The organism is Terriglobia bacterium (assembly GCA_020072645.1).
GTDB lineage: Bacteria > Acidobacteriota > Terriglobia > Terriglobales > Acidobacteriaceae > Angelobacter.
The window spans coordinates 69,785-94,947 of sequence record JAIQGK010000007.1; the positions used below are offsets into that span (position 1 = coordinate 69,785).

A 25,163-nucleotide genomic window follows, 5' to 3' on the forward strand; every position below is an offset into this window, starting at 1 on the left:
ATCGGTTGTTATCTGATCAGCGCGTGAGATGGCCCGCAAAAACATCAGAGCCCGTCTGATGCCGAAAAACTTATGTCACCAATTTCAACAAACTGCCTTCATTCAATCTTGCTTACGAAATACAACTTAAGCTCAAACTTTTATCGGCGCGACCAAACCTGCTGAAGAAGCGAAGTTGGATGATTGTCTTGCAGATTTACATCAACCATCCAACTTCAAAATCGTGCAGGTAAAACACTTAAGGTGTTGCCACAACATCCTGGCCGCGCTCCAGGAATCTTATGATTGCGATTTATCTATTTCTCTCTGTTCAGCCAGTCGTTTAATAAAAAGCTGCGTGCTGGCTGTAATGATTAAAATCTCCGGAGGCCGGGCAGCTTGTGAGCCAGAGAGGTAGAGCCCACTCAGCTGCCCAACTCCTTGCAATTGACACCGAAAAGAGCGTTTTAGGAAATTTGTTCGGTATGGCCTCCTTTCGCATCGCCTCAAGCTAAACTTTTTCATGGGCTGTTAAGTGCCGCTGCCGGCAAATGAATACTGTTGCGCTCCTGCGTGAAATTCAGGGTCCCCTGGACAGAGAGCGCCTTTAATCCGATCCATAATTTTGCGATCAACATTGCCCGCACATGGATCCATGGCTCGACCGATTTGGTTGAAGTCTTATTTACAACGCCGTTAAGAGATTTTATCGTCATCATCCTTCCCGTTCCGGAAGCATCGCTTCCTAGAAAATCGCATCGTGTGATTTGCACACTGCAATGGCGGACAAAAGCCGCCAACATCAATATTCATTCCTGGAGTATGGTGTGCATGCGCTGGGACCGGATGGAAAACAATCCGCCGGCAGAATGGCCAAAGGAAGGATCGGCTAACTTGATCGTGAAACTCACGCTAAGAGCCGGGTGTAATGCCTGCCTAATTGGTCTTTGCTTCCGCCAAGTCAGGGCGTTGCACCAACGGTCCACCCAGGAGTCTGAAAGATATTCTTTTCAGTATTGATGTTTTATCGGGAAACCGGTCTGTGAAATCTGACCAGCGCGTGAGAAGAACCCGGAAGAACATCAAAGCCGTCGATGGGTAGAGAATGGACTTTAGTAATTAGAGACAAATTAAAGCGACATTAAAGTTATTAAGAAAGCAATCGAATCGGCCAGTCGAGTACACGCACAAATCCACCGTCGCATATTTTCAAACGATTCAATTGTCGAATGAAAAAACGAAGTTGGGCAAACCCGATCTAACAGGAGCCGCCCAACTTCAAAGAAAAGTTCCGCCGGCTCATCAAAAACAAGTCATGCGAAACTTCCTGGCCGCGCTCCAGGAATCGTTCATGGACTAAAGTTAGCTGCTTCTGTACGGCAACGTTTACTGAAAGGGAAGCGGCGGGCAGAGGCAACAACCATGTCGACATGCAATCCGTCGGGAGAAAGTACGAATATTGGTAGCAGGGAAGGGCCGTATCAGGCTGATCGGAGCTTTCGGGTGGCGAATTCGTGTAAGTGCTTAACGTTTCCACGAGAAAAATCGGCTTGTTACAACGGCGATCCAAACGACTTGCTCCACCAACGAATCTTGCAGGTGGAGCAGACAAGAATTGAGACTTGCCAGCATCCGTAGCTGCATGAATTTTGCCTGAATGGCTGAATCCGACTATGCGTTGGCAGTGTGAGAGCTAAATTAAAATTGCATTAAAGACTCTAAGGATTGGGAGCTGTATCGACAGGCCATGTCCCCTATGCAAGTGTTTGCATCTTTATGGTTTATTTATATTTCTCATTTTAGGCTCAGATTAGGCGGGATGTTTTCTGATCCTTATTTCTAATAAAAGAAAGTTGGGTAATCTACGGGGGGAAGTACCCAACTTCCGCGCTCCAGCAAAGCTCAAGGGCGTTTGGCAAAAACCTGTCCGTCGATCAGGGAAATGTCCATTGTTTTGCAGGGAGACCTGAAAGGACTGCCGCAGCTGTAGTGCCGTTCTGCGATTGTTCCGATAGTGCTTAAAACCCTGAAGTTTAGGAGCTGCCGAGGCGCTGGTGGGTGAACGATCAGGCAAGGGTTCCCTGGATGCTGTACGTCACGATCATGGTTTGGCCACCGGGCAGCGTTGCCGTGGTGCAATCCAGAGTCTGACCGTTGATGGAGCAGCCACCCATGCCTGGTGCTCAAGCTTCCAGCCACCAAATTGAACGACGACGGCAGAGTGACTTCAAACGTAACGTTCGGAGCAGTCACGTTGCCGGTGTTGTTCTTGGTCTGCCAGGTGAACAATACGTTGGTGCCAACCGCTGGTCCGCCGTTGTTGGGAGGAGCCGACGGTTTGGATGTCAGCACTCAACTTTGATCCGCCGACGCCGGAGTTCACGTTCGTGGTGGCGCTGGCAATGTTGTTCGTCAGGTTTGGATCGATCATTGAGCGCGTGCTGATTGCTATCTAGTGGAGCTGCAAAATGGTGGCATGCAGCTCAAAATCAGCGATAAAGCGCTTCTGTATAAGATGACGCAGTACCGCATCTTCCCTCCCGGTATTAGCGGGCCCGGACTTCGCAGCGTACATGTCTAACCGGCATTAGCCGGGAGCTAAGCAGGCAAGACATACGCAATCTTCCGGCGCTTATTTTCCCATCCGAAGACCTTCTGGAAATTCGATTCCACCCAAATCGTGGAAAACGAATTCCAATCAACGCCAACAAGCAGAGCGCTTGAGACCAGTCACAAGCTCCATATCGTTCTCCTCACTCGCGGTAAATAACAGAAAAGAAGTCACGAACTGTTGTCTCACCTGTGGTGCGGCTGCACCCCGAGCCTGCGGCCAGTTTCATGGCAGCGCGCATGCATTAATGCAGTGCAGTCTATTGCTCTTGATCGAGCGATGGGCTGGGTGCTCTGCGCTCGGCGCTGCATATCGTCGAGCGTGTACCCGAGCGCCGTATTCTGCGAAACAGCTCCCATGATGCTGGCATAGCAGCGCTGGTCGATAACGCTGTACGCCCTTCCGGGGAATCACCAAGTCTGGTATCTGCCGGACAGAAGGAAGAATTTGAATGAGAAGTAACTATCAGAGAAAATACCTTGCGCTGACAGTTCGCGAGTTGCCAGTTTCCGTGCAGCTCGTGCTGTTCTGTCTGGCTCTGCTGTTTGCGGGTTCGATCTCAGCGAGCGCGCAAAACGTGACGAATCTCAACGTGCCCACCACCACAACTCTGTGGGCCGGCACGCAGGATTTTGTCCAGTTCGGGCTCTCGTCACTGACCTTTCCGGCCTCAGGATTGATCCTGCCAGGCACGGCCATCAGCCAGTTCACTGGTAAGCCGGTGCGTCACCTGTGGTACGGCGACGCCAGCAATGGCTTCTGCCGAATCGATCCGGAGATCGATGATCCGAACGGTTCACTGGCAGCGCCTGGCATTGGCAGATTTAACAACATCATAACCACGTGCGTGGGCTCCATTAATGCCGGCGCATTTGCTCCGATGCAAGCCACGTTTGACGCCTCGACAAACACCATCTACGCGGCGGACATTCCACGCACGGCGAACGGCATCATCCGCATGCACTACCTTCCCAGCGGCGACAATGGACAGGGCACGATCGATCCGATTCACATCGAATCGTTGATGGGCTCGCAGCTCACTCGCAATTCGGCAGGCGGGTGCCCGGTGGTGACCGATCCTCGCAATGGCGCGACTCCGTTTACGATGGATGCAGCCACGATCGGCCCGGACGGCAATTTGTATATCGGCTGGGCGCGCAATGGCACGATCGCACGCATTCCTCATCCGGCAACCTTCGATCCAGGAAATCCGGCTGATTGCGCCAGCATCGATGTGCCGATCTTCGCTCCCGATGCCAGGTTTGGCGCGGGCGGCGCTGCGGGCCACACCTTCGGCCTCGCTTGGATCGGACACGATCTGTTTGGCGCCGACAACATAGCGCCATGGGTCAAGTTCAATGCCGACCAGTGTCTGACTCCGGCCAACGGATTTAACCGCTGCGGTCCAGTGGCAGGCGCAGGAACGGAAATCCTGGCCGCCTTTGTCCCCGGCCCGCAGGGAGGCATTGTCAGCGACTTCACCTATAACGGTCCCAACACGACGTTCCCCGGCAACTCACTCTATGCAATGACGCTGAGCGGGATGGCCAGGGTCATTAATGTCACAGACGCATTGCACATCGCCATTACTCCGCAGTTCGGCGGCAATTTCTGTTTCTTGACCGGCGCCACAATCGACACCAGTGATCTGGCCAATGAAACCGTGTATGTAGGCGTGGACTGCACGCAGGGCGGAATCAACGGCGCTGCAGCAATTTACAAAGTCGTCCCGCAGCCGCCGCAGGCTGGGCCGCCGGCGATTCCGGATAGTGTAGTTGCCAGCGCGACTGCCAACGCAGCAACCGTGAGCTGGATTCCAACTCCCAACGGCCAGGCAACCACCAGTTACGTGGTGCGCACACTGTTAGCCGGCGGAGCGCCTTCCGGTGTTCCTGACTTGACCGTAACCGCCGGGGCGAACGGCATTGTGCCAAGTTCGGGCACAGTCACGGGTTTGACCAACGGCACTCCGGTTGAGTTCTTGGTGCAAGCGTGTAACGCAACCGCCTGCAGTCCATTCTCGGCTCCCACATCTGTAGTCACGCCGCGGGCATTGACGGTTCCGAGCGCTCCTACGGGAGTGGTCGCGTCCGCCGGCAACGGCTCGGCGATCATCGCGTGGACTCCTCCGGCAAACAACGGTGGATCTACAATCGCCAACTACACCATAACCGCCAATCCCGGAGGACTCATGTTGACCATGCCTGCAAATCAAACCGGCACGAACTTTACCGGTCTGACCAACGGCACAACTTACACCTTTACCGTGCACGCAACCAATGTAACCGGCAACAGCGCGGAATCTGCGCCGTCAGCGGCCGTCACTCCGATTGCGCCGCTGGGAACCGATATCGCGATCACGATGAGCTCGCCGGCCAGCATTAACGCGGGATCGTTCCTGACTTTCACGATGACCGTGACCAACAATGGTCCCGGAGACGCCGCGATGGTCACTCTGACAGACACTATGCCCGGAGCCTTCCAGGCCGCAGCAACGACGCAGGGTGTGTGCACGCATACGGGGGCAAACTTCACCTGCAACTTCGGTGGAATGCTCTCGGGCGCCAGCGCCAAGGTGACGTTGACCGTAATCGCGGGATCAACTGCCATCACCAACACCGCTTCAGTGCAGCTGCGCGATGCATCCGGCAACCTTCTTGTTGATCCGGTTGCCGCGAACAACGTTGCCAGCTCCACCACCAACATTAATGCTCCGGTGGTCGGGGTTGTCGGCGTCGGAGGCGGCACAGGAGGCGTCAGCGCTGATCTCGAGGTGAAAGGTTCGGCCCAGAACGGCGGCCCGAACCAGGGAACCGGCGACACCTTCACCTGGCAGATCAAGAACAACACCGGCAACGCGCCCGCCTCGAACGTGGTGTTCACACTACAGCTGCCCCCGAGCTTCCAGTTCACCTCTGGGGCTGCCAGTGTGGGTACATGCGGAGGAGTACCGTCCGGAAGCTTCGGCGGAACGCTCACCTGCAACCTGGCCAGCTTGCCTGGAGGCCAGACGTGGCTGGTGTCGGTTAACTTCGTGCCAACGCAAGCGGGAGTCTTCTCGGCAACTGGCTCGGGCAGCTTCAGCGGCAATGACACGAATATTTCCAATAACTCGTTCACTGTAACTATCAGGCCCAGATAGAATCATCTGGCTGCCAGGTGGCCTCAGCGCCTGGCAGCCGAACTCTTCACTTTTGTCTTCCTGCAAAGCCATAGCTGTCTTCCTGTACGACGGACAGGGCTCTGAGAGATCGCTGTGGAATCTTCGCAGGACCTGGAAGTTGGGTAATTCCCCCGTAGATTACCCAACTTCACTTTTTCAACCTCATTTACGAGGAGATTCTTCAGTGAGCTACAACGATGGCCGCGCACTGGAGGCGACTGGCCGGAGACGATTCACACAAGTCCCGGCCAGTCGTTGTTCTTGTCGCTTCGCTCCAAACCGCCAACGAGCCCTCCTCGGAAAAGATTCTCTCGCACCTGTTACAAACAGCTCGCCACGCAAGTCGGGCTCGCTGCTGTTCATTGACATCAAGCCGCTGCTTCTTCAAGCGTAATGGTTCTCGCATTTCGACTTAAGCGACACGGTCCAATTTTGACCAGCGCCACATAGAAAAAAGACAATAATAGGTTTCAAAATGAATTTTGTCCTTGCATCCTACGTAGTTCCTGATCTAGTATCTGCCTCAACAGTAGACGGAAATTGAGCTACTCTCACCGCGCGCAGTCGTTTGTTAGTTAGTTGTGTTGGCAACGCCAACATCTACTCCCACCCGGCTGAAAAAACCCGACAAAATCAATTAAGTCCCAGCAGGACCTGAAATACGGGTCACGTATCCGTTTCCAGGCATCGCCGGCGTAAATACCGGCGACACATCGGTCAATTCCAGTTGGTGGCTGGGTGACGCAGCTCGCCAACTTCGGCTCCAATCGTCGCCAGATATGCTTCCGGGAGAAGGAAATTACGTAGGCGTATGAAGTTGCATGGTCGTCGCAATGTAGGGGCAAGCGTTTGGGGGACAATACTCGCGTGTTGCTTGGCCGCGAGTCTAACGGCATGTGGTGGCGGGGGCGGCAGTGCAGGCCCAGGTCCCACACCTACCCCGCTACCGACACCGAGTCCGAGTCCAACGCCAAGTTCACCGGCGGCGCCAACCATAGCAGAGTCATTTGGCGCTCCTAATATTGCGGTGAATGGGACTACTTCGCTCGCCTTCACGATCACCAACCCGGCGGCAAATACGGTATCGCTGACAGGAGTGGGATTTAGTGACAGTTTGCCAACGGGCCTGGTGGTGGCAACACCGAGTGGCTTAACAACAACCTGCACCGGCACAGCCGCGGCGGCAACGGGCTCATCTGCGGTAAGCCTGTCAGGCGGAACACTGTCGGCAAGTGCCTCCTGTACGCTGAGCTTGAACGTGACGGGAACCACCGCAGGAGCGAAAAACAACAGCGTTACTGTGAGCTCGACTAACGGTGGGACAGGGAATACCGCCACTGCCAGCCTGGCGGTTGCCGCGCCTCCGATAATCAGCGAAGCCTTTGGCGCTGCCAGCATGCCGCTGAACGGATCCGCCACTTTGAGCTTCACTATTGCCAATCCTGCAGGCAACACAGTTGGACTTACAGGAGTGGGCTTCAGTGACACGCTGCCCGCGGGATTGATCATTGCCACACCCAACAGCCTGGCTGGAGCCTGCGGCGGAGGAACACTCACCGCGACCCAAGTGACGAGTCTGATCAGTCTGAGCGGCGCGAGCCTCGCTGCGAATACCTCGTGTACATTCTCACTGAACGTGACAGGCACGGCGGCGGGTGCGCCGATCAATACGACAGGCAATGTCGCATCGACTGAGGGCGGCACGGGCGGCAGTGCTTCGGCAACGATCGCTGTGGCATCTCCGCCTTCAATCGCGGAAGCTTTTGGCGCCGCCAGCATCGCGCTGAATGGAACCACAAGTTTGACCTTCACCATCACTAACCCGGCTGCAAACACCGTCAGTGAATCTGGCGTCGCGTTCTTGGACACATTGCCTTCAGGCTTGGCGGTCGCACCGACTCCAGGGTTGACGAACAGCTGTGCCGGTACAGCGACCGCCGTTGCGGGGAGTACGATCATCTCGCTCAGCGGAGGATCGCTTGCCGCGGGTGCAAATTGCACTGTGACGTTGAACGTAACTGGAACGTCGGGTGGAACTTTCACCAACACAACGGGCGCAGCAAGTTCGACCAATGGCGGAACGGGCAACACAGCTTCCGCCAGCTTGACAGTAACTGCGTCGCTCACGCTGAGTGTTTCACCATCTGGTGCAACCATCGCGCTGAACAAGACGCAGACGTACACAGCGTCCGGAACCGGGGCGCCCGTGAACTGGAGCGTGAACGGCGTTGTGAATGGGAATCCGACGGTCGGAACCATCAGCGCTGGCGGGGTGTACACAGCACCGGCCAGCTTCCCGGGTGCGGGCGTCAATACCCTCACCATCACCGGGACTTCGCAAGCGAATTCTGCAATCAGCGCTTCGGCCAGCGCGACGGTGGTCTTTCCCAACGATACGTCAACTCCGCAGACCCCGCCCATCAAACTCGGGACTTCGGGATCCAACGCGAACAATACCTCGCCGACCGCATGTTGTGTGGGAACTCTTGGCGCGCTGATGAACCGCTCCGGAACCTTGTTCGTCCTGAGCGCTCAACATGTGCTTACCAACGGAGGGACCGGAACGGTTGGCGACGCGATCAATCAGCCTGGACCTGCTGCGTGTTTTGCCAGTCCGAACGTGGCAGCCAACTTTAGCTCGGGCTTCGTCAGGCCACTCTCCGGCACAACGGGTCAAGCAGCGGACAACGTGGATGCTGGTTTGGCGCAGGTCGCGGCCGGACAGGTAGACACCACCGGCAACATTCTTGACTTCGGCCTTGCCGGCGCGAACAGCATTGCCGCAGCGCCACCATCTTCAACAACGGCCCTTGAGAGCGTAGGGTTGAACGTGGCCAAGAGCGGTCGGACGACGGGCCTTACCTGCTCCACAGTGAGCAGCATTCTCACGACGGTGACTGTGGATTATGATTCCACCTGCGGCGGGCCTGTCGGGTTCAGTTCCACCTTCATCAACCAGATCATCATTAACAATACTGGGGGCGGTTTCGCTGCTCCGGGAGATTCTGGGGCCCTCATTGTGACCACGGATCAGGCGAGACCTGTGGGGCTGTTGTTTGCCGGGACGTCAACCACCGTGGTGGCAAACCCGATTCGGGATGTGATCAGCGCTTTCACCATCCAAGGTAAGCCGGCGCAGATTCCTGGAATCGTAGGTGGCGCGGACCATGGAGTGAGCTGCGTGCCTACGGCGACTGTGCCAAGCGGCAATCCCAACGGCGCCTTTAGCACCACGGTTCCCAGGCTCAGTCCGATTGTCGCCGGCTTGTCGGCGGCGGAGCAGCAGCGCGTCGACGATGTACGCTTGGCGAACACGCTTCTCCTGATCCGTGATCCCATGATCAGTTCAGTCGTTGTCGCTGCCAGTGCGGACTCGCCGGGAGAAGGCGCGCTGGAGATCCACGTGAACGGCGTCACTCAGGCTCCGATTCCGGCGACCATCGGCGGCGTACGTACCAGGGTTGTCTTTGATGCTCCTGGCCTAGCGCCCGCAGTAACGCAGCAGGATATCGATCAGGCTTCCGCAGTGAAAGAGGCCAATGTCGGCACGCTGCTGGGTCAGTCAGGTATCCAAGGCGTAGGTGTAGCCATCAGCAAGGACAATCCGGGTGAGACGGCGATCGCGATCTACACCGTCAAGGGAGAAGTTCATCCGCCGATTCCCGTGACAATGAACGGTCTTCGCACACAGGTGATCGAAGGAGAACGCTTCCGGGCATTCTAGCGTTTTCGCGGGAGAGCTAAGGGCTCCGGCGAAAGCCGGGGCTCTTGCCCCTGCGCCTGATGCTTCTCTATGACCTGCGCTAATAGCTCGGCGCAATGATTGAGCCGATTGAGAGGGCATCGGATTAAAGATACACGTTGTCCCGGACTAGACTAATGGCCAAGGGCGCATATGTCCTAAAATCAGCATGTGACCATATATCGAACGGTTGCTCTATGTTCTCTATATTTGTTAGATTACATTTATTAGTTTTTTTTTAGATTAATTTCCCTTCCGGATTCTCCGCGCGACTGGTAGAGAGCCATCAGAGCTTTTCGCCGGTCATTTCCTGACAAACTCGACTCCACACGGCTCCTGACAAACTGGACTCCACACGGCCTTGGCTTGATTCACCTCCCTTCCGGCGGCCGGCAGCAGTACGTTTAATTGGTTTATCCAGATGGACAACAAGCTTCCGGAGAAAGGCCAGTAGGCCAAAGTGATGAAGAGTCTGAGGCAGTCCACCATTGCAGGGAAGAGAATCAATTTTCAATCGCGAGTATCGCTAGGGTCGATTCTGATTCTGGTTTTTTTCGTCGCCCTCGCGCCCGGAGTCGCCGCGGCGCAGGTCACCAGCACAACCACCGATATAGGCATGATTCAAGGACTCAACCTGCCGTGGGCGGTACAGATCCTGCCGGGAACGGCGATCAGCTCTATTACTGGCAACCCAGTCCGGCATGTGTGGGAAGGCGATCAGGCTGGCTTTTGCCGCATCGATCCTGATCTCGACTCCCCAGGGCCATATACGGTCAACACCAACACCTGCGTTACCAGCGTCGGGGGGTAGCATTCATGCCGGGAAGAACGGCATTCGATCCAACCATCAACACTCTCTATTCCGTGAACAACGCCAAGCCGTCGTCGGTGGCTCGCCTCCACGTGCTTCCTGACGGCGACTCAGGCCAGGGCCTGATTAGCGTGACCTCGGAATTTCTTGGCGATGCCGGCGGCTGCGGTGTGAGCGGCAACTTTCCCTGGGCGATCGCTCTCGGTCCTGACGGCGATTTGTATGTCAGCTTCAGAAAGAGCGGGAACATCATACGCATTCTGGGTCCGCAGTCTGCTTCCGTGCCATGCGCGGGTTTCCAGGTGATGGGATCAACCTCTGACGGGAAGATCGGCAAGGGATTGGGCTGGATCGGGCACGACCTCTGGGGCGCCGACGGCATCGGTCTTTTCCGAATCGGGAATGCCGACCAGTGCTTTACTGCGGCGAACAACTTCACTCCCTGTAAGGGAATTGGTCTTCTGGTTTCTCTCGTCGCAAATCCACTGGGAATGTTCAGCGACCAGAATTATCCTGCCACCAACGGCAACAATATTTATGCGTTCGACCCCACAGGAACGAGCATCGCGCTGATCTCCGGCCTCAGCGTGGGAGTCCCGGCAGTGCAAGAAACCTGGGTATCAAACATTCAGCCAGGCTTGACGATTGCGGTGGATAATTCCAACCCGGTGAACGAAGTGATCTACCTGGGAAGCGATCCCGCGGTAGATGTACCAGCGGTCACCAATGCAGGTTGGATTGACAAAATTGTCAATGCTCCCCCGACGACACCTGACATACCGATCCGAGTAACTGCGCTGGCGGGCGATGGCCAGGCCACTGTGAGCTGGCAGTCGGGTGGCGGTGGTACCGCCACCAGCTACACGGTACACAATTCATTCTCATCGAATGGGCTGACCGTGCCCGACGTGACGGTGAGCGCTCCGGCAGGATCCACCTTCGTGCCGACAACTGCAACCGTCACCGGACTGACTGACGGTGTTTCGTACCAGTGGGAAGTCTCGGCCAGCAACTCATTCGGAACGAGCCAGTTCTCACTTCCGAGCAATTCTGTTACTCCGCACGTTGTGACTGCTCCGAGCACGCCAGGGACAGTCGTTGCCTCGCCGAGCAACGCAGCCGCAACTATCGCCTGGACTGCGCCCACCGCTAACGGCGGCTCGCCGATTACGAGCTACACAGTATCGTCCTATATCGGAGGCGTGCCCACGGGGCTGGGTATTTTCGTGGTGGCGCCCGCGACTTCGGCAACGATGAGCGGTCTAAGCAACGGAACCACCTACACGTTCACCGTGCACGCGACCAACGCAGTGGGCAGCAGTCCGGAATCGCTGCCATCCAACGCGGTCACGCCGACTGCTCCGCCGCAGGGGGCGCCCGATCTGGCAATCGCGATGGCTTCGGGACCGGCACCGAATGTGGGCGGGAACATTACCTACACCATTGTTGTCACCAACCTCGGCCCCAGTGCTGCTCCAAGCGTGGTTGTTTCCGATCCGATCCCGATCGGCGCGACATTTGTGTCTGCTTCAACTACACAAGGCGTATGCTCCGGCCCTCCGGGCTTTGCAGGCGTCCAGTGTCTGATGAGCGGCTTGCCAGCCGGAGGAAGCGCGACGATTACGGTGACGCTGACCCTGACGGGCACAATCACAGTGAATAGCGCTTCGGTGCAGGACTTCGATTCAACGGGAGCGCCGCTGGCTGATCCCAATCCGCTCAACAATACTGCGACTGTTACTACCCAGATCGCGGTGGCTACAGCGCCCACCGATATTCAGGTTGTGGGCGCGGCGCAGAACGGCGGGCCGACGGTCGGCAGCACCGACACGTTTACCTGGCAGATCAAAAACGGCCAGAGTCCGACGGCCAATCAGGTCACGTTCAGTAGTACGCTGCCGGCTACGCTGCTGTTTCAATCCGTGACGTCGACTCTCAGCACCTGCGATGGGCCTGCTCCCGGCACCTCAGGAACGATCACCTGTGTTGCGTCAAGCATCGGCGGAGGACAGACTATGACCGTCGTGGTCAATGTGGCCATCGCCGCAAGTGGAACAATTCCGGTCATCGGATCGGCGCTCTTCAACGGAACGGATACTAACCCGGCGAACAACGCGTTCACGGTAACCATCAACGCTAAGTAGGCATCAGCAGGGCCAGCCAGCTTCTGGCCGGCCCTCTTTCTTCGGACGCCGATTACGAGCCAGCTACAAGCGCACGTTCTTAAAAAGCTTTCAATACATGCTCTGCTTTCGGTTGTTTTTGGACGAGAAAGTGTTCCAAAACGCACACTTTTGCTTCACGATCCTTGTCCTCGTTATATTTTTCCTGTTTGAAGCGACCCACACTAGAGACTGCTCTCCAATTGTTCCATCGCTTCCGGAGGGCCGCCGGTTTCGAGCCGGGCGAATCTGCCAGCCAAAACGGAGGTCGAGAAATGCGTATTCTGATAATTGAGGATGAGCCCAAAACAGCCCGTATACTGGCCAAGGGTCTTGAGACCGACCACTTTGCCGTCGATCTGGCCAGGGACGGGGAAGAAGGCCTGCAGTTAGCCACCGAGGTTAATTACGACGCCATCATTCTCGATTGGAACTTGCCCAAACTCGACGGCCTGACAATCCTCAGACGACTCCGAAAGTTAGGGTCCGGCACGCGGGTCCTGCTTCTGAGCGCGCGGAAGGAAGAGTCTGACCGCGTCTGTGCACTGCGAGCCGGCGCCGACGACTACCTGGTCAAACCATTTTTTTATGAAGAGCTGCTGGCCCGTCTCCATGCTCTCCTACGTCGTCCGCCGGAGCTGCTGGACCTAATCACGATCGAGGACCTGGAGCTCGACCGCATGCGGCACATCGTGACGCGAGCCGGCAAACCAATCAAACTGACGCACCGCGAATACGGTGTGCTGGAGTATCTAATGCGCAATGCCGGCCGGACCGTCACGCGCACGATGGTGGTGGAGAACGTCTGGAATCTTGGTTTTGAAGGGTTGACCAACATCGTTGACGTGTACGTCAACTATCTCCGTGCCAAGATTGACGACGGCTTCGATAAGCCGCTGATCCACACGGCACACGGAATAGGATACGTCCTGGCTTCTCCCGCAGAGTACAAGTCGTTGAGCAGCTTCTCAGGCCTGCGCCGGGCCAGTGGGCGCAGCTAGGCCGATCAATCAAGCTGATTATGAGGAGAAATTCGCGTGCGCGCCTCTGCTAAAGTTGCGGTTCTTGCGGGTCCTGAGGATTGGGTTAAGGGTTCTGCTGTTTCTGTTGCTGTAAATACAATTCCCGTAGCTTGAGTTCCTTTTCGCGGTCCTGGTCCAGCTGCTGCCTCAGCTGAGCAGTCCGCTCGCCTGGAGTTTCCCAGTTATCGGCTGCGTTATCGGGATCGTCGTCAGCTTTGCGGGACTGGACTGCACCTGGTTGCGGCGTCGCAGGAACTGAGCCCTTCGCGGTCAGGATCACCCGCTGGACAATCGCGGGATTGTCTGGCTTTCCCAAAGCCACATAGTCGAAGCGCCAGCCATCAAAGATCGCAGACAGAACATCAGCCTCAGGGGCGGGACCGATGGAAAGCGCCATGCGATCAGCAGCGCCGAGGTCTGCGCCTTCAAACTCAATTCCGGTTTTTGAGCTGATGGCACTCAGCACACTGGCCAGGCTGGAATTGGGCGCGGTCAGGGTAATCATTCCATCGCGAAAAGTTACTTCAGGCGGAACGGGTGGCACATATACCGGCATGGGCGCAGGGATAGCTGTTGACGCGGCAGTCTGGGCGCCAGGATTCGGATTGCCTGCCGGCGCAGATGAAACCCCAGTTCGCTGCATGGGCGCAGCAGGGGGCAGGTTCGCATGTTGGGGATCGTTTGTCTGGGCCGCGATAATCCCAGTTCCCACAAGCATCCAAATTGTCAGCGAAAAAAACTTCATAGATTCCGGCTCAGGGCGGAAACCCAGCCATATTCTACCTTGCGCTTCATTGGAACTAAATTAGAACGAACCCGAAAACAATCTTGCCACTTTCCTTCCTCTTTCGAAACATTAATTTCTCTAATCATTAATTTCCCTAATTCTTTCCCAGAAACCGTGACTCCGGGGACATAACACGCTAATATGTGCTCGTCGAGTCCACAGGCTCTTGCCTTATAGAAGTCGCACCCCAAGCGACCGGAAGCCAGAGTCACCGCAACGCTTACGCGCAACGAGCGAGTAAGTCCTGGATGTCCAAGAAAACCTTCATGCGCGGGAGACGTTACAAATGTCACGAATTTCATTGCTTCTTATCTTTGCTTTGACAACAGTCTTTGGTTCAGAAACGGCTTTGGCACAAAGGATTGCACAAAAAGCACCGGCCGTGCCGGCAAGAGCAGCAGCCGGAGCGCAGTCTAAAGGCCGTACCGTACTGGCCACAGATCCGGTGATAACTATTGAAGGACTTTGCGCAGATGCAGCGTCCGCGGCGCGTACTTGCCGAACGCTGGTTAGCCGGCGGGATTTTGAGAGCTTCTTGAAGGCCCTGAGCGCGACCGCGCGAGGGGTTGAACCGTCTGTATATCGCAAAATAGCGCAAAACTACTTCAGCCTGCTGCTTTACGCGGAATCAGGGCAGAGGACTGGAGTGGATAAAGATCCTCGTTTTGAGTTGGTGCTGGAATCTACTCGTCTGCGGGCGTTGGGTGACATGTACCGCGTTCAGAAAATGGAGCAGGCGCTGCACATTCCCGACCAGGAAATAGAAGAGTATTACAAGAAGAACATCAGCGATTACGAACAAGTGGACCTGGACCGCTTTCAGGTTCCGAAGAACAACATGGCCAACCTGAGCGATGCGGAGTTTCGCGCTAAAGCGAAGCAATTAGCGGAGGATATGCAAGCGCGCGCGGTAAAGGGAGAGGACATCACCAAGCTGCAGAACGAAGCCCTGAAAGCGCTGGGCGTGAAAGAAACTCCGAGGATAAAGCTTGGCTTGCGGCCAGGGCTGTTTAAAGAGGAGGAGGAGAAGGCGATTTTTGCCCTTAAACAGGGCGAGGTCACTCCGCTTTTCGATGCTGCTGGGCTGTGGACGTTTTTCAAGCGGACCAGCCGGGAGACTTTGCCGTTCGAAGAGGAGAAAAGCGAGATTAAGACGCTGCTGTACCGAGACAAAACCGAGGGGCTGGAGAAGGCGCTGCATGACGCGGTGCACGTGGATTACAACGAGGCGTATTTTGCCACCTCACCGGCTGCTTTTCAAAATGCTGCCAACGCGAGCTCAGTAGGCAATTCGACAACGAAGAAGGAAGTCGCTCCGGGCGATGCGGTTATCAGCCTGCATGGTTTATGCGGAAGCCAGAAACCAGAGACCGGTCCATGCACTCGGGTAATCACGCGCGAGCAATTCGAGCCTTTGCTCCGGATGGCGCTAATGAACGCTACGAGTCCAACCAGAGCCATTCCGCATGCAATCGGTGAAGGTTACGTTGACGATTTGATCTACGCGGATGCAGCCGAAAAAGCCGGGCTGGACAAGGACCCGCGGATTCCCGGCGTGATGGAACTGGTCCGGCAGCGCGCTCTGGGCGACTTGTACCGCCTGAAACAAGATGAGATGGCCAGGGACATTCCCAAAGAGGAAATCGAGGCGTATTACCAGAAGAATCTTGCGGGTTTTGAGGAATTGACGCTTACGCATATTTCAGTTCCGCGGCAAAGACCCAAGACTGTGAGCGACGACGTTTTCGAGGCCAAAGCGAAGCGGCTGGCTGAGCAACTCCATGAGCGGGCGGTCAAAGGCGAGGACATGGAAAAACTCCAGAAAGAGGCCTACCAGACCCTCGGCCTCCAAAGTCCTTACGCGGATTATGAAGCCCGCGGCATCAAGACTCCTCCCCTCAGCTCCTTGCAACCCATCCGGCGTGGAAATATGGAGCAAAAGACAGAGGCCGAATTATTTGCACTTAAGCCAGGCGAGATCACGAGCGTGCGGGAGTTCCCAACCGCCTATGTGATTTACAAGCTGGAAAGCCGGAGAATGATTCCGCTGGAGGATGTTACAGCGGAGATTTCGACGAAGATCTACCAGCAGAACATGGCGGCGCTTATGAAACCGTTAGCGTCAGTGCAAGCGCGCTACAACGAGCGATATTTCTCGCGGGCCGGTGGAGAGCCCGTCAGCGCTGCACAAATTGGGGCGGCGCAAAAAACGGTCGCGCACAATTAGCAACGAGCTTTTTCTATCGGAGCAGCGCGAACGCATCGACCTGGGAGTTGCCGGCTCGGGCTTAAGCCCGTTACAACACCCGTGTCTCGCCGCAAAAATCTCTCCGCTTCTCGCTCCAATCGGGAAAATGGCTACCCAACCCTTGTCCAGCCGGACATTGGCCACATTAAAATTTTTAATCTCTTTTTAATGCTGCTTTAAGCATCGGTTTCCATAGTAGGCATGCGTTATAACGCTATGTACGCACGAAGGTGCAAGGCGCTTATAACCACTTCCTGAGAGGCATGTCATTTGCGGGCAGCGCATCCAGGAAGAGCAAATCTATCTTTGCTGCCAAAATCGACGAAATCATCGGGCTGATGCCGCTGGTTGGTAGCTGTACGGCAAGACTGGCTAGTGGAGTTGTCTTTCCACGAGCCGGTTGAGGTGCCCAGCAACCGAAAAGGCTTAGGCAGTTATGGCCCGCTTCAGGCTCGTATCTCGGCCTGACTGATCTTTCCTTTCCTGGTTACCGACGGCGCACCGCTGCGTGCAATCGCAGTGATGCGTTCATGGCCTGCGCCTAAAGAAAAGGCGCGACCAACGCCACTTAGAGAGAGCTGCAAGTGCTAACTCAACAACAATCGTTTCAGAAGCCATGAGCTTCCGGGAACGGGAAAGAGAAAACCAGTGAAAACCCCGAATCAGCCAAGATTTCTACAGCTTCGAGTTCGCAAAGCGATTGGAACGATCGCCGCGATGCTGGGCTGTCTTCTCATCCTTGCGTTCGCCGCAAGTACAGCGAATGCGCAGACATTTCAAGATATGCAAACTACCACCACGTTGTGGGCCGGTGTCCAACAGGTGACCGCGACCGGGCCCGGCGGTCTCACCCTGCCGACCTCGGGCGTTATCGTGAACGGCACGGCGCACAGCCATGCCAGGAACCCAAGTGACACGAGGCAGTTGCTTGCTGACGGCACCACCGTGAACCCACAGTTTGGAACGCTTTTTTGCGAAGATCAGTTGCTGGTCGACAACAACCTGTTCCTCGCTGACGGCGTCACTCCGAACCCCAATTTTGGCAAGGTGAACCTTCCCAGCCCAACTTTTGGGCAGTGCTTGCCGGTACGTCACCTGTGGTACGGCGATGCCATTAACGGACTGTGCCGAATCGACCCTGAACTTGATGCCAATCTGTCGACCCCAGTGGGCGGCTTTGGCGCATGGAACGTGAACGCGCTGGCGTGCGTGATCAGCATTCAAAAACTGGCAATCGCACCCGGCCAGGTCACGCTGGACGCGAAGAACAACTTCATGTACATATCCAACAATAGTCGTGTGGGCGCAGGCATCGCGCGCATCATCTACCACCCGGACGGCGATAACGGCCAGGGCATGGTCGATCTGATTAACATTACCAGCATGATTGGAACGCAGACCAACAGGAACGCGTTCGGCGGCTGTCCTCAGTTGACAGACCCGCATACTGGATCCCTGGTTCCGCAAATTCCCGACGCCGCGGCGATGGGACCGGATGGGAACCTCTATACCGGCCAGATCCGGAGTGGCTCGATTCTTCGCTTCATCAACGCGGCCAATTTCAACCCCGACACGGATTGCCCGGGCGCGGGAAGCAGCGGGCAAGACCCGAATGCGAAGATCCAGATTCCGATCCTTGCCCATGACGAACTGTTTGGCACCGGCCACACTTTCGGTCTGGGCTGGATTGGCGACACGCTGATCGGCGCGGACAACATCGCTCCCTGGGTGAAGTTCCATGCCGTTAACTGCTTGACGCCGGTCAACGGCAACACCGCCTGCGGCAAGCCATTGGTAGGCGGAGACACGATCCCGGACGAGATCCTGGCAAGCGCGGCAGGCGCGCCGCAGGGTGGACTGGCCACCGACGCCCAATACCCGAATTTCCCCGGCAACTCGGTGTACGTCGCGTCATTCCCGAACCTGACCAGGGTAACGAACATCCTCAGCGCAACCCAAATGACTGCCAACCTGAACTATGGCGGATCGTTCTCGTTCCTGACCGGAGTTACAGCCGATCCTCTGGATCCGGCTAATGCGACGGTCTACGCAGGTGATGACGAGACGCAGGGCGGCATCAACGGCACCGGCCGGATCTGGAAAATTACGCCAGCTCCTGTGGCTCCTGGACCGCCGGCTACTCCCGCCATTTCCTCAGCCACGGCTGGCCCGAACCAAGGCCAGGCGACACTCGCGTGGACTCCGATCGTGAACGGACAGCCCACGACCACTTACAACATCGAGATATTCCTGGCTTCCCCGACCGGCGGACCGGCGACGGATACCGGTACTAGTGTTCCGGTTACGGCTCCGGCGACCTCGGCCGTAATCAGCGGATTGACTGTCGGCACCGGCTATCAGTTTGAGATTGACGCTTGCAATGCCTCCGGTTGCAGCTCGTTCTCACCCCTGAGCCCAATCGTGACTCCGTTTGCTACAACAGCCCCAGCTACACCGACGAACGTGGTCGGCGTGTCTGCAGGCGACGGTTCCACCATTGCAGTTGCGTGGACAGAGCCCAGCAATGGCCATTCTGCTGTGACCAGCTCAACGGTCACTGTATTCACGGGATCCCCCGCGGTACAGGTCGGTTCTCCGGTTGTGTTCCTTGGCGCCGGCACCGGCGGATCAGTGACTGGTCTGGCTTGCTCACCCACGGCGAGCTATCAATTCGCAGTGTCGGCAACCAACGCTGTCGGCACCAGCGGCACGTCGGCACTGTCCGTCGCGGTACCGAACCCCTGCGCGACGAATGCGGACGTGAGCGCGTCGGAAACCTCTCCGGCGAACGTGAATGCCGGTTCGCAGGTGACCTACACGATCAGCATCCACAATGCTGGCCCAGCGGTAGCGCCGGCGGTTGGATTCAGCGATAACCTCCCGGCAGGGCTGGTGTCCTTCACCACCTCGCAGGGCGTTTGCACAGGCACGCCAACTCTGACCACGTTCAACTGCGCTCTGGGAGCAATGCCAGTCGCAGGTAACGCTACTGTAACCGTGACCGTGCTGCTGCCTTCAGGCCAGAGCGGTAGCTTCACCAACGCCTCGACAGTAAACGTAACGGATCCGGCGAACGGTCTTGTCTCTGACCAGAACCTGACCAACAACTCGTTTACTTCGACCACCACAGTTGCCGCGTCGACTTGCAATGCGTCGGCCGCTGACATCCAGGTGGGCGGCGCTTCCAACAACGGCAACCCGGTTCACGGAAGCCCGGTAACCTTCACTTGGCAGATCAAGAACGGCACGGGCAGCGTCAACGCCGGTTGCGTGAACTTCCAAGCTGTGACGACTGCTCCCAGCGGAGCCAGCCTGACACAGACCTCGGTAAGCAGCACGCAGGGTACCTGCAGCATCTCCGGCAACGTCGTGAGCTGCAGCCTCGGTGCCATCAACGGCGGCGGCGCCGCGACGGTAACGGTCCAGGCAACACCGTCGAACGCCGAACCGGCCAACGCATACACCACAACCGGTTCAGCCAGCCAGGTTAATGGAAGCGATCCAAACACAGCGAACAACCAGTTCACTGTGTCGATCGGCGCCCAGTAATGACCTTCTAACTCCGATTGCCGGGGAGCGATCCTCCCCGGCAACCCGGACCAACCAAAGATCCCAAAAGTTTTGTCGCTACCGGCGTGGGAGGTTTGTTGCAATCCCAGGCCGATAGTCGAATGAAATAAAAGCGGGGTGCGAACCTGCACCCTGATTTTTAGAAGCCGTCTCACCAATGACCGTAGCCGCGGCAACTCATGTCGCCAGGGCTATGACTGATTGGCGAGACCGCTTCTAAAGACCTGTGAGAATTCCGCGTTCCATGGCCTGTATGGCGGCGTGTTAGAAAGCGGAGCCACAGCTCACCCCGCGAGATTTAAAAATCAGGCATTGAACTATCGACGGTAGTGAGATGCCTGAAGCCGGGCAGCCGGGCGAAGTGGAGTTCGCCCAGCTGCCTTTCCAACGGAGGTGAAACACGAACCAGGCATTAACAAGATCTCCGGTCGCGCGGCCGGGATCTTGCTCCTAAAAACTAGTCGACGAATGAATACTGCAATTTTGGAGTTGGATAACATCTGAGAGTGTCTTCGCGGGTTTTATCCAACTCCTCTTTTCCTGGCGCTCCGCGGGCTCCATGAGACTGCTGCATCCTGTGCTTCGCTCAAAGCAATACAGCAACTACCGTCCTTTGATCGCTTTGTCTTTGAGATGTCCGTGCTTGAGCGTCCGATCGTGAGTATTCGGTTCTTTTGAGCTGTGCAGTAACCCGACATCCTTCCCTCGCGAATTCGATCGATGCAGCAACTTTCGATGAGCCTGGCGCACATCCCGCCGCGAAGTGGCGCCGGAATCCGCCAACAGCCGAGTCAATTTCAGCGAATTCTGACGAGAGCCCGGGTGTTCCGAAGAATTTCCATACGATATCCAAATTTTCAATATAAAAGTCGGACACCGAACCTGGTATTTTGGCTGATGCGCGGTGCCCATCCAACTACCAGTGCCGGTGCCCGACTCTTTGCCGGAAGCCCGATTCCGGCGCTCTTACCGTCCTTCATGGAACGGTATAGAGATCAAAAAGACGTGAATCCTAATTTCAGTTCGCAAATCTCAAACGCTCATTTGTGTAACGAACATTCCAGCCCGAACGTGTCTCCGGACCTTCATGGCAAAAAATAAAATTGGTTTGGAGCGTTTGCTGTCGCGATTTTTATGCGCCGCAATCCGCGAAACTGAGGCTAATCACGTCAGAGTCCTGGAGGAGTCTCTTAGCGTCTAAGAGGAGTGGCCCATTGAGGCGAGCCATGAAGAAGAGGAGATGCAACAAGCGACTCGTACAGTCCGCCCACCTCTGCGAATGACGGATTTTGCGATTTGTTTCCTGAATCGATTCTGATCGGACGCTTGTTCTGACTCTGGGGACGCCGGATGTTTACCCGGCTTGGAACCACATAGTTGAAATCAACAGTTACGACAGGCGGGATATCATCGTACGGATCCGGGTCATACGAATCACACGAGCATGCGGCGGTTGCGGCAAGAAAAACCATGCATCCGAGAACCAACCCGCGTAACCACCTATGTGCCAGCAAAAACATCTGTGCCTGATCTTTCACGTATCCAGCTGAAGCGAAATTCTGGATGCCCTAAATTTACACCAGAATATTAATAGAACCTTGGAAATACATTAAAAAAAGAAAGATTTGAACTGGGGCTATTTTTACCAGAAGATGGCCCGTGACTACTGCTAAGTTGTTGAAATATTGGCTTAACGAAGGAATGCATGGTTGGGGATCATTTGGTATTCCCACTAAAAAATCTGGGATGCCGATTTGCCGGACAGCACACAACCAGGGAGTAATGTGCCTAGTGTGCGAATTCCGCCGCTTCTGGCGGCTTCTGCCGTTAGCGCGAAGAACATTTGATTTTCCTGATGATTTCCAGGCGAAAACGTGGCTTGGATCGACACGCTGGACAGTACTCCTAAAAAGTGGCGGCAACAGACGCAAACAGGACGCAAACGCAGAGTAGGGAATTGGAGGAAGAGATTTTAGAAGCCGTGCAAGAGACAGAAGCAGAAGAAGTTAATTGGCTGCCCCCCAGGGATTCGAACCCCGATATGCTGATCCAGAGTCAGCTGTCCTGCCGTTGAACGAGGGGGCAGAATGTAATGATTCCTTAGCAGTTTACCATATCTGTTTGGGCCCTATTCGAGTGAGCGTAGTCACACGGTGTCTGCTCAATCGAGGGGGATATTGAGACGTTCCTCCGATCAATCTGCTGGCACGTAAATTCAAAAAAATCCCCGCATTCGACCTTGATATTGCATCCGCGATATTGCATCCCTAACCAGCAATTGAAGCTCCGTGAATCTTTACTCACGCCCTTGATCAGCTCGGATTAAGACAAATTCATCCCAAATGTACAAAGAAAGTTAGAAACCTTTTTCTCCAGCGCCCGTATATATCTTCCAAAGGGTGCGATGGACCATTTATTGATGAAAAATCTTCTCAGGTTTCGCAACACTTTTTCAGTAAGCCAATCCAAATGCGCAAGATTTAAGCCAAGGGAAAATTGAATGCAGATTTTTGAAGAAATTCGTTACGCCTTGCGGCAGTTCAGAAAAGCGCCAGGATTTACCGCGACAGCGGTCCTGACTTTGTCACTGGGCATTGGAGCCACGACCGCGATCTTTACGCTGGTGCATGCTGTGCTGCTCAAATCATTGCCGGTTTCCAAACCGGGAGAACTTGTGCGTGTGGGCAATGAAGAAAACTGCTGTATCAATGGCGGATTACAGGACAACTGGTCTCTCTTCTCGTTTGAGCAGTACAAGCAGTTTAAGGAGCACACCCCGGGATTCGAAGAACTAGCCGCCATGCAGGCTGGAAACAGCCTGATGGGAGTCCGCTGGAGCGGCAACAACAAGCCTTCTGAGTCATATCGGGCCGAGTTTGTTTCCGGAAATTATTTTTCAACGTTTGGAATTCCCGCCTATGCCGGCCGGATGCTTTCTCCTCAAGACGACACCAAGGGAGCGCCCATGGCGGCGGTAATGAGCTTTCGCACCTGGCAGGAAAAGTTCGGGGGCGATCGGTCCATTATCGGAACGGGATTTGTGATGAACTCACAGCCGGTTACGGTCGTCGGTATCGCGCCTCCCGGTTTCTTTGGCGATAGAGTGCAGAGCAATCCACCTTCGTTCTGGCTTCCGCTAAATGCCGAGCCGGTGATTGAACCGGCTGTGGGTGTGCTGAATGATGCGGCATTGGACTGGCTGGACCTGATTGGACGCATCAACCCGGGCGCGGACAAAAAAGCCATGGAAGCGCAAATGCAGGTAGAGCTGCGTCAGTTCTTGTTGAGTCCGGAAAGCAAGGTTGAAGATCGCTCCAAACCTCTGGTTGCCAAGCAGACGCTGCATTTTTCTCCCGGCGGAGGCGGCGTGCAGAGGATGCGCGACGAATACCAGGACGGGCTGCACCTGCTGATGTGGATTTCAGCTTTCGTCTTGTTGATTGCGTGCGCCAATCTGGCCAACCTAATGCTTGTTCGCGCGACGGCGCGCAAGCAGCAGATCACGGTACGTTCCGCCCTGGGCGCTTCACGCGCCACTCTGGTACGGCAGGCACTCACGGAAAGCGTTGTGCTTGCAATGATGGGCGGGTCAGCGGGAATTGCAATTGCCTTTGCCGGATCAAAGATGATCTTGCGGTTGGCTTTTGGAAATGATTACGTGCCCATCGAGGCTACGCCGTCTCTGCCAGTCCTAGCATTTGCATTCGCAACTTCAATTTTAACCGGCGTCCTGTTTGGAATTGCGCCTGCATGGATGACCGCCAGCACGAATCCCGCTGAAGCTTTGCGCGGCGCCGGACGCTCCACAGGGCGCCGAGGGACGTTAGGGCAAAAATCGCTTGTGATAGTGCAGGCCGCGCTGTCACTCGTTCTGTTATGCGTCGCTGGCTTGCTGACCCGAAGCTTGAATAATATGCAACATCGCAACTTCGGCTTTGATACCAGCAATCGATACATCTTACATATTGATCCGCAGATGGCCGGATACAAGACGGACAGATTGGAGCCACTCTACCGGCAGCTCAAAGAAAATATCGCTGCCATCCCTGGAGTCCAGCAAGTCAGCTTTTCCCTTTATAGCCCAATGGAAGGCGACAATTGGGGCGAGGGCGTATACATCGAAGGAGACCCGCCGCCGGCGCCTGGAACACCTGACCATGGCGCATCATGGCTGCGCGTGAGCCCTGGCTATTTCGACACAATTGGCACGAAGATCGTTGAAGGTCGGGCCATCAATGAGCAGGACACGCCGACGACGCGTGCCGTGGCGCTGGTGAATCGCTTCTTTGAGAAAAAGTATTTCAAGGATGGCCAGGCCATTGGAAAGCATTTCAGTGACGACCTGAAACATCCGGGCGCATTTGAGATTGTGGGAGTGACCGAGGACACGAATTACTGGGGAGCAACCAGCAAGATGCGAGCGATGTATTTCCTGGCTGAAGGCCAGAGCGCCCATAATCCTGATCCGCGTTACCAGCAGTTTGAAGACCGCTCGCGCTACCTGAATGCAATTGAAATACAAACTCATGGAGAAGTGTCTGGACTTGAGACGCATATCCGCCGAGTGCTATCGCAGGTAAACCCTGATCTGGCAGTGATCGATTTTCAAAGCTTTGGTCTTCAGGTAAAAGCAAACTTCATGCAACAGGCAATGATTGCCAAGCTGACGTCATTCTTCGGAATATTGGCGTTGATTCTGGCCTCCATCGGCCTTTATGGCGTTACGTCGTACACAGTGGAGCGGCGGACGAGCGAGATCGGCATTCGCATGGCTCTGGGCGCAGATCGCCTGAATATGTTGGGAATGGTCTTGCGCGGCGCATTTGCTCAGGTCGGCATCGGTTTGGCCATCGGCATCCCAGTCACCATTTTTGGTGGCCGAGTGATGGCTAGCCAACTCTACGGAGTCAAGCCGCATGATCCATTTGTATTGGTGATTACCACGGTTGTTCTGGCGGCTGCGGCGTTTATCGCCGCCGTGATTCCGGCCCGCAGAGCCGCGAATACTGAGCCAATGCTGGCTTTGCGCACAGAGTAATGGTTTTGAGCGATAGCCGTCGCTCAAATA

Annotated in this window: 12 protein-coding genes and 1 tRNA gene; 9 read left to right on the forward strand and 4 right to left on the reverse strand. The window is 55.8% G+C overall.

The window, feature by feature from the left end; all coding sequences use genetic code 11:
* The first annotated feature begins 552 nt into the window (after positions 1-552).
* The gene (locus LAO76_11675) at positions 553-999 is read left to right on the forward strand and encodes a hypothetical protein (protein MBZ5491580.1); all 447 of its coding nucleotides are present in this window, start codon (positions 553-555) and stop codon (positions 997-999) included.
* An 882-nt stretch (positions 1,000-1,881) separates the two neighbouring features.
* Here the strand turns inward: LAO76_11675 and LAO76_11680 are convergent.
* Positions 1,882-2,331, reverse strand: a complete 450-nt coding sequence (locus LAO76_11680; GenBank protein MBZ5491581.1) for a hypothetical protein — start codon at positions 2,329-2,331, stop codon at positions 1,882-1,884.
* A 710-nt stretch (positions 2,332-3,041) separates the two neighbouring features.
* Between LAO76_11680 and LAO76_11685 the strand changes: the two genes are divergently transcribed.
* Entirely contained in the window at positions 3,042-5,732 is a 2,691-nt protein-coding gene (locus LAO76_11685) for a DUF11 domain-containing protein (GenBank protein MBZ5491582.1), read from the forward strand.
* Between the two features lie 738 nt (positions 5,733-6,470).
* Here the strand turns inward: LAO76_11685 and LAO76_11690 are convergent.
* Positions 6,471-7,184 (reverse strand): hypothetical protein, encoded by a 714-nt coding sequence (locus LAO76_11690; protein ID MBZ5491583.1) that lies wholly within the window; start codon positions 7,182-7,184, stop codon positions 6,471-6,473.
* Here LAO76_11690 and LAO76_11695 point away from each other — a divergent pair.
* The 4 genes from LAO76_11695 to LAO76_11710 all read left to right on the forward strand — a co-directional run bounded on the left by LAO76_11695 (position 7,150) and on the right by LAO76_11710 (position 13,469).
* Positions 7,150-9,477, forward strand: coding sequence for a hypothetical protein (locus LAO76_11695; GenBank protein ID MBZ5491584.1), 2,328 nt, complete (start codon positions 7,150-7,152; stop codon positions 9,475-9,477). The two genes, LAO76_11690 and LAO76_11695, sit on opposite strands and share 35 nt — an antisense overlap.
* A 481-nt stretch (positions 9,478-9,958) precedes the next feature.
* Positions 9,959-10,306, forward strand: a complete 348-nt coding sequence (locus LAO76_11700) for a hypothetical protein (protein MBZ5491585.1) — start codon at positions 9,959-9,961, stop codon at positions 10,304-10,306.
* 5 nt (positions 10,307-10,311) lie between these two features.
* Positions 10,312-12,450: a DUF11 domain-containing protein gene (locus LAO76_11705; GenBank protein ID MBZ5491586.1), complete on the forward strand. Its 2,139-nt coding sequence runs from the start codon at positions 10,312-10,314 to the stop codon at positions 12,448-12,450.
* Between the two features lie 293 nt (positions 12,451-12,743).
* A complete protein-coding gene (locus LAO76_11710) occupies positions 12,744-13,469 on the forward strand; it encodes a response regulator transcription factor (GenBank protein MBZ5491587.1) in 726 nt (241 codons plus the stop codon).
* A gap of 85 nt (positions 13,470-13,554) precedes the next feature.
* Here the strand turns inward: LAO76_11710 and LAO76_11715 are convergent, their stop codons facing one another.
* Positions 13,555-14,235 carry a hypothetical protein gene (locus tag LAO76_11715; GenBank protein MBZ5491588.1) on the reverse strand — a complete coding sequence of 227 codons (681 nt, stop codon included), beginning with the start codon at positions 14,233-14,235 and terminating at the stop codon, positions 13,555-13,557.
* A gap of 328 nt (positions 14,236-14,563) precedes the next feature.
* Between LAO76_11715 and LAO76_11720 the strand changes: the two genes are divergently transcribed.
* A complete protein-coding gene (locus tag LAO76_11720) occupies positions 14,564-16,504 on the forward strand; it encodes a peptidyl-prolyl cis-trans isomerase (protein ID MBZ5491589.1) in 1,941 nt (646 codons plus the stop codon).
* A 669-nt stretch (positions 16,505-17,173) separates the two neighbouring features.
* Positions 17,174-20,074 carry a DUF11 domain-containing protein gene (locus LAO76_11725; GenBank protein MBZ5491590.1) on the forward strand — a complete coding sequence of 967 codons (2,901 nt, stop codon included), beginning with the start codon at positions 17,174-17,176 and terminating at the stop codon, positions 20,072-20,074.
* A 2,032-nt stretch (positions 20,075-22,106) separates the two neighbouring features.
* Here the strand turns inward: LAO76_11725 and LAO76_11730 are convergent.
* Positions 22,107-22,180, reverse strand: a tRNA-Gln gene (locus LAO76_11730).
* 421 nt (positions 22,181-22,601) lie between these two features.
* On the opposite strand from LAO76_11730, the gene LAO76_11735 reads away from it, so the two are divergent.
* The gene (locus LAO76_11735) at positions 22,602-25,133 is read left to right on the forward strand and encodes an ABC transporter permease (protein MBZ5491591.1); all 2,532 of its coding nucleotides are present in this window, start codon (positions 22,602-22,604) and stop codon (positions 25,131-25,133) included.
* The last annotated feature ends 30 nt before the right edge of the window (positions 25,134-25,163 follow it).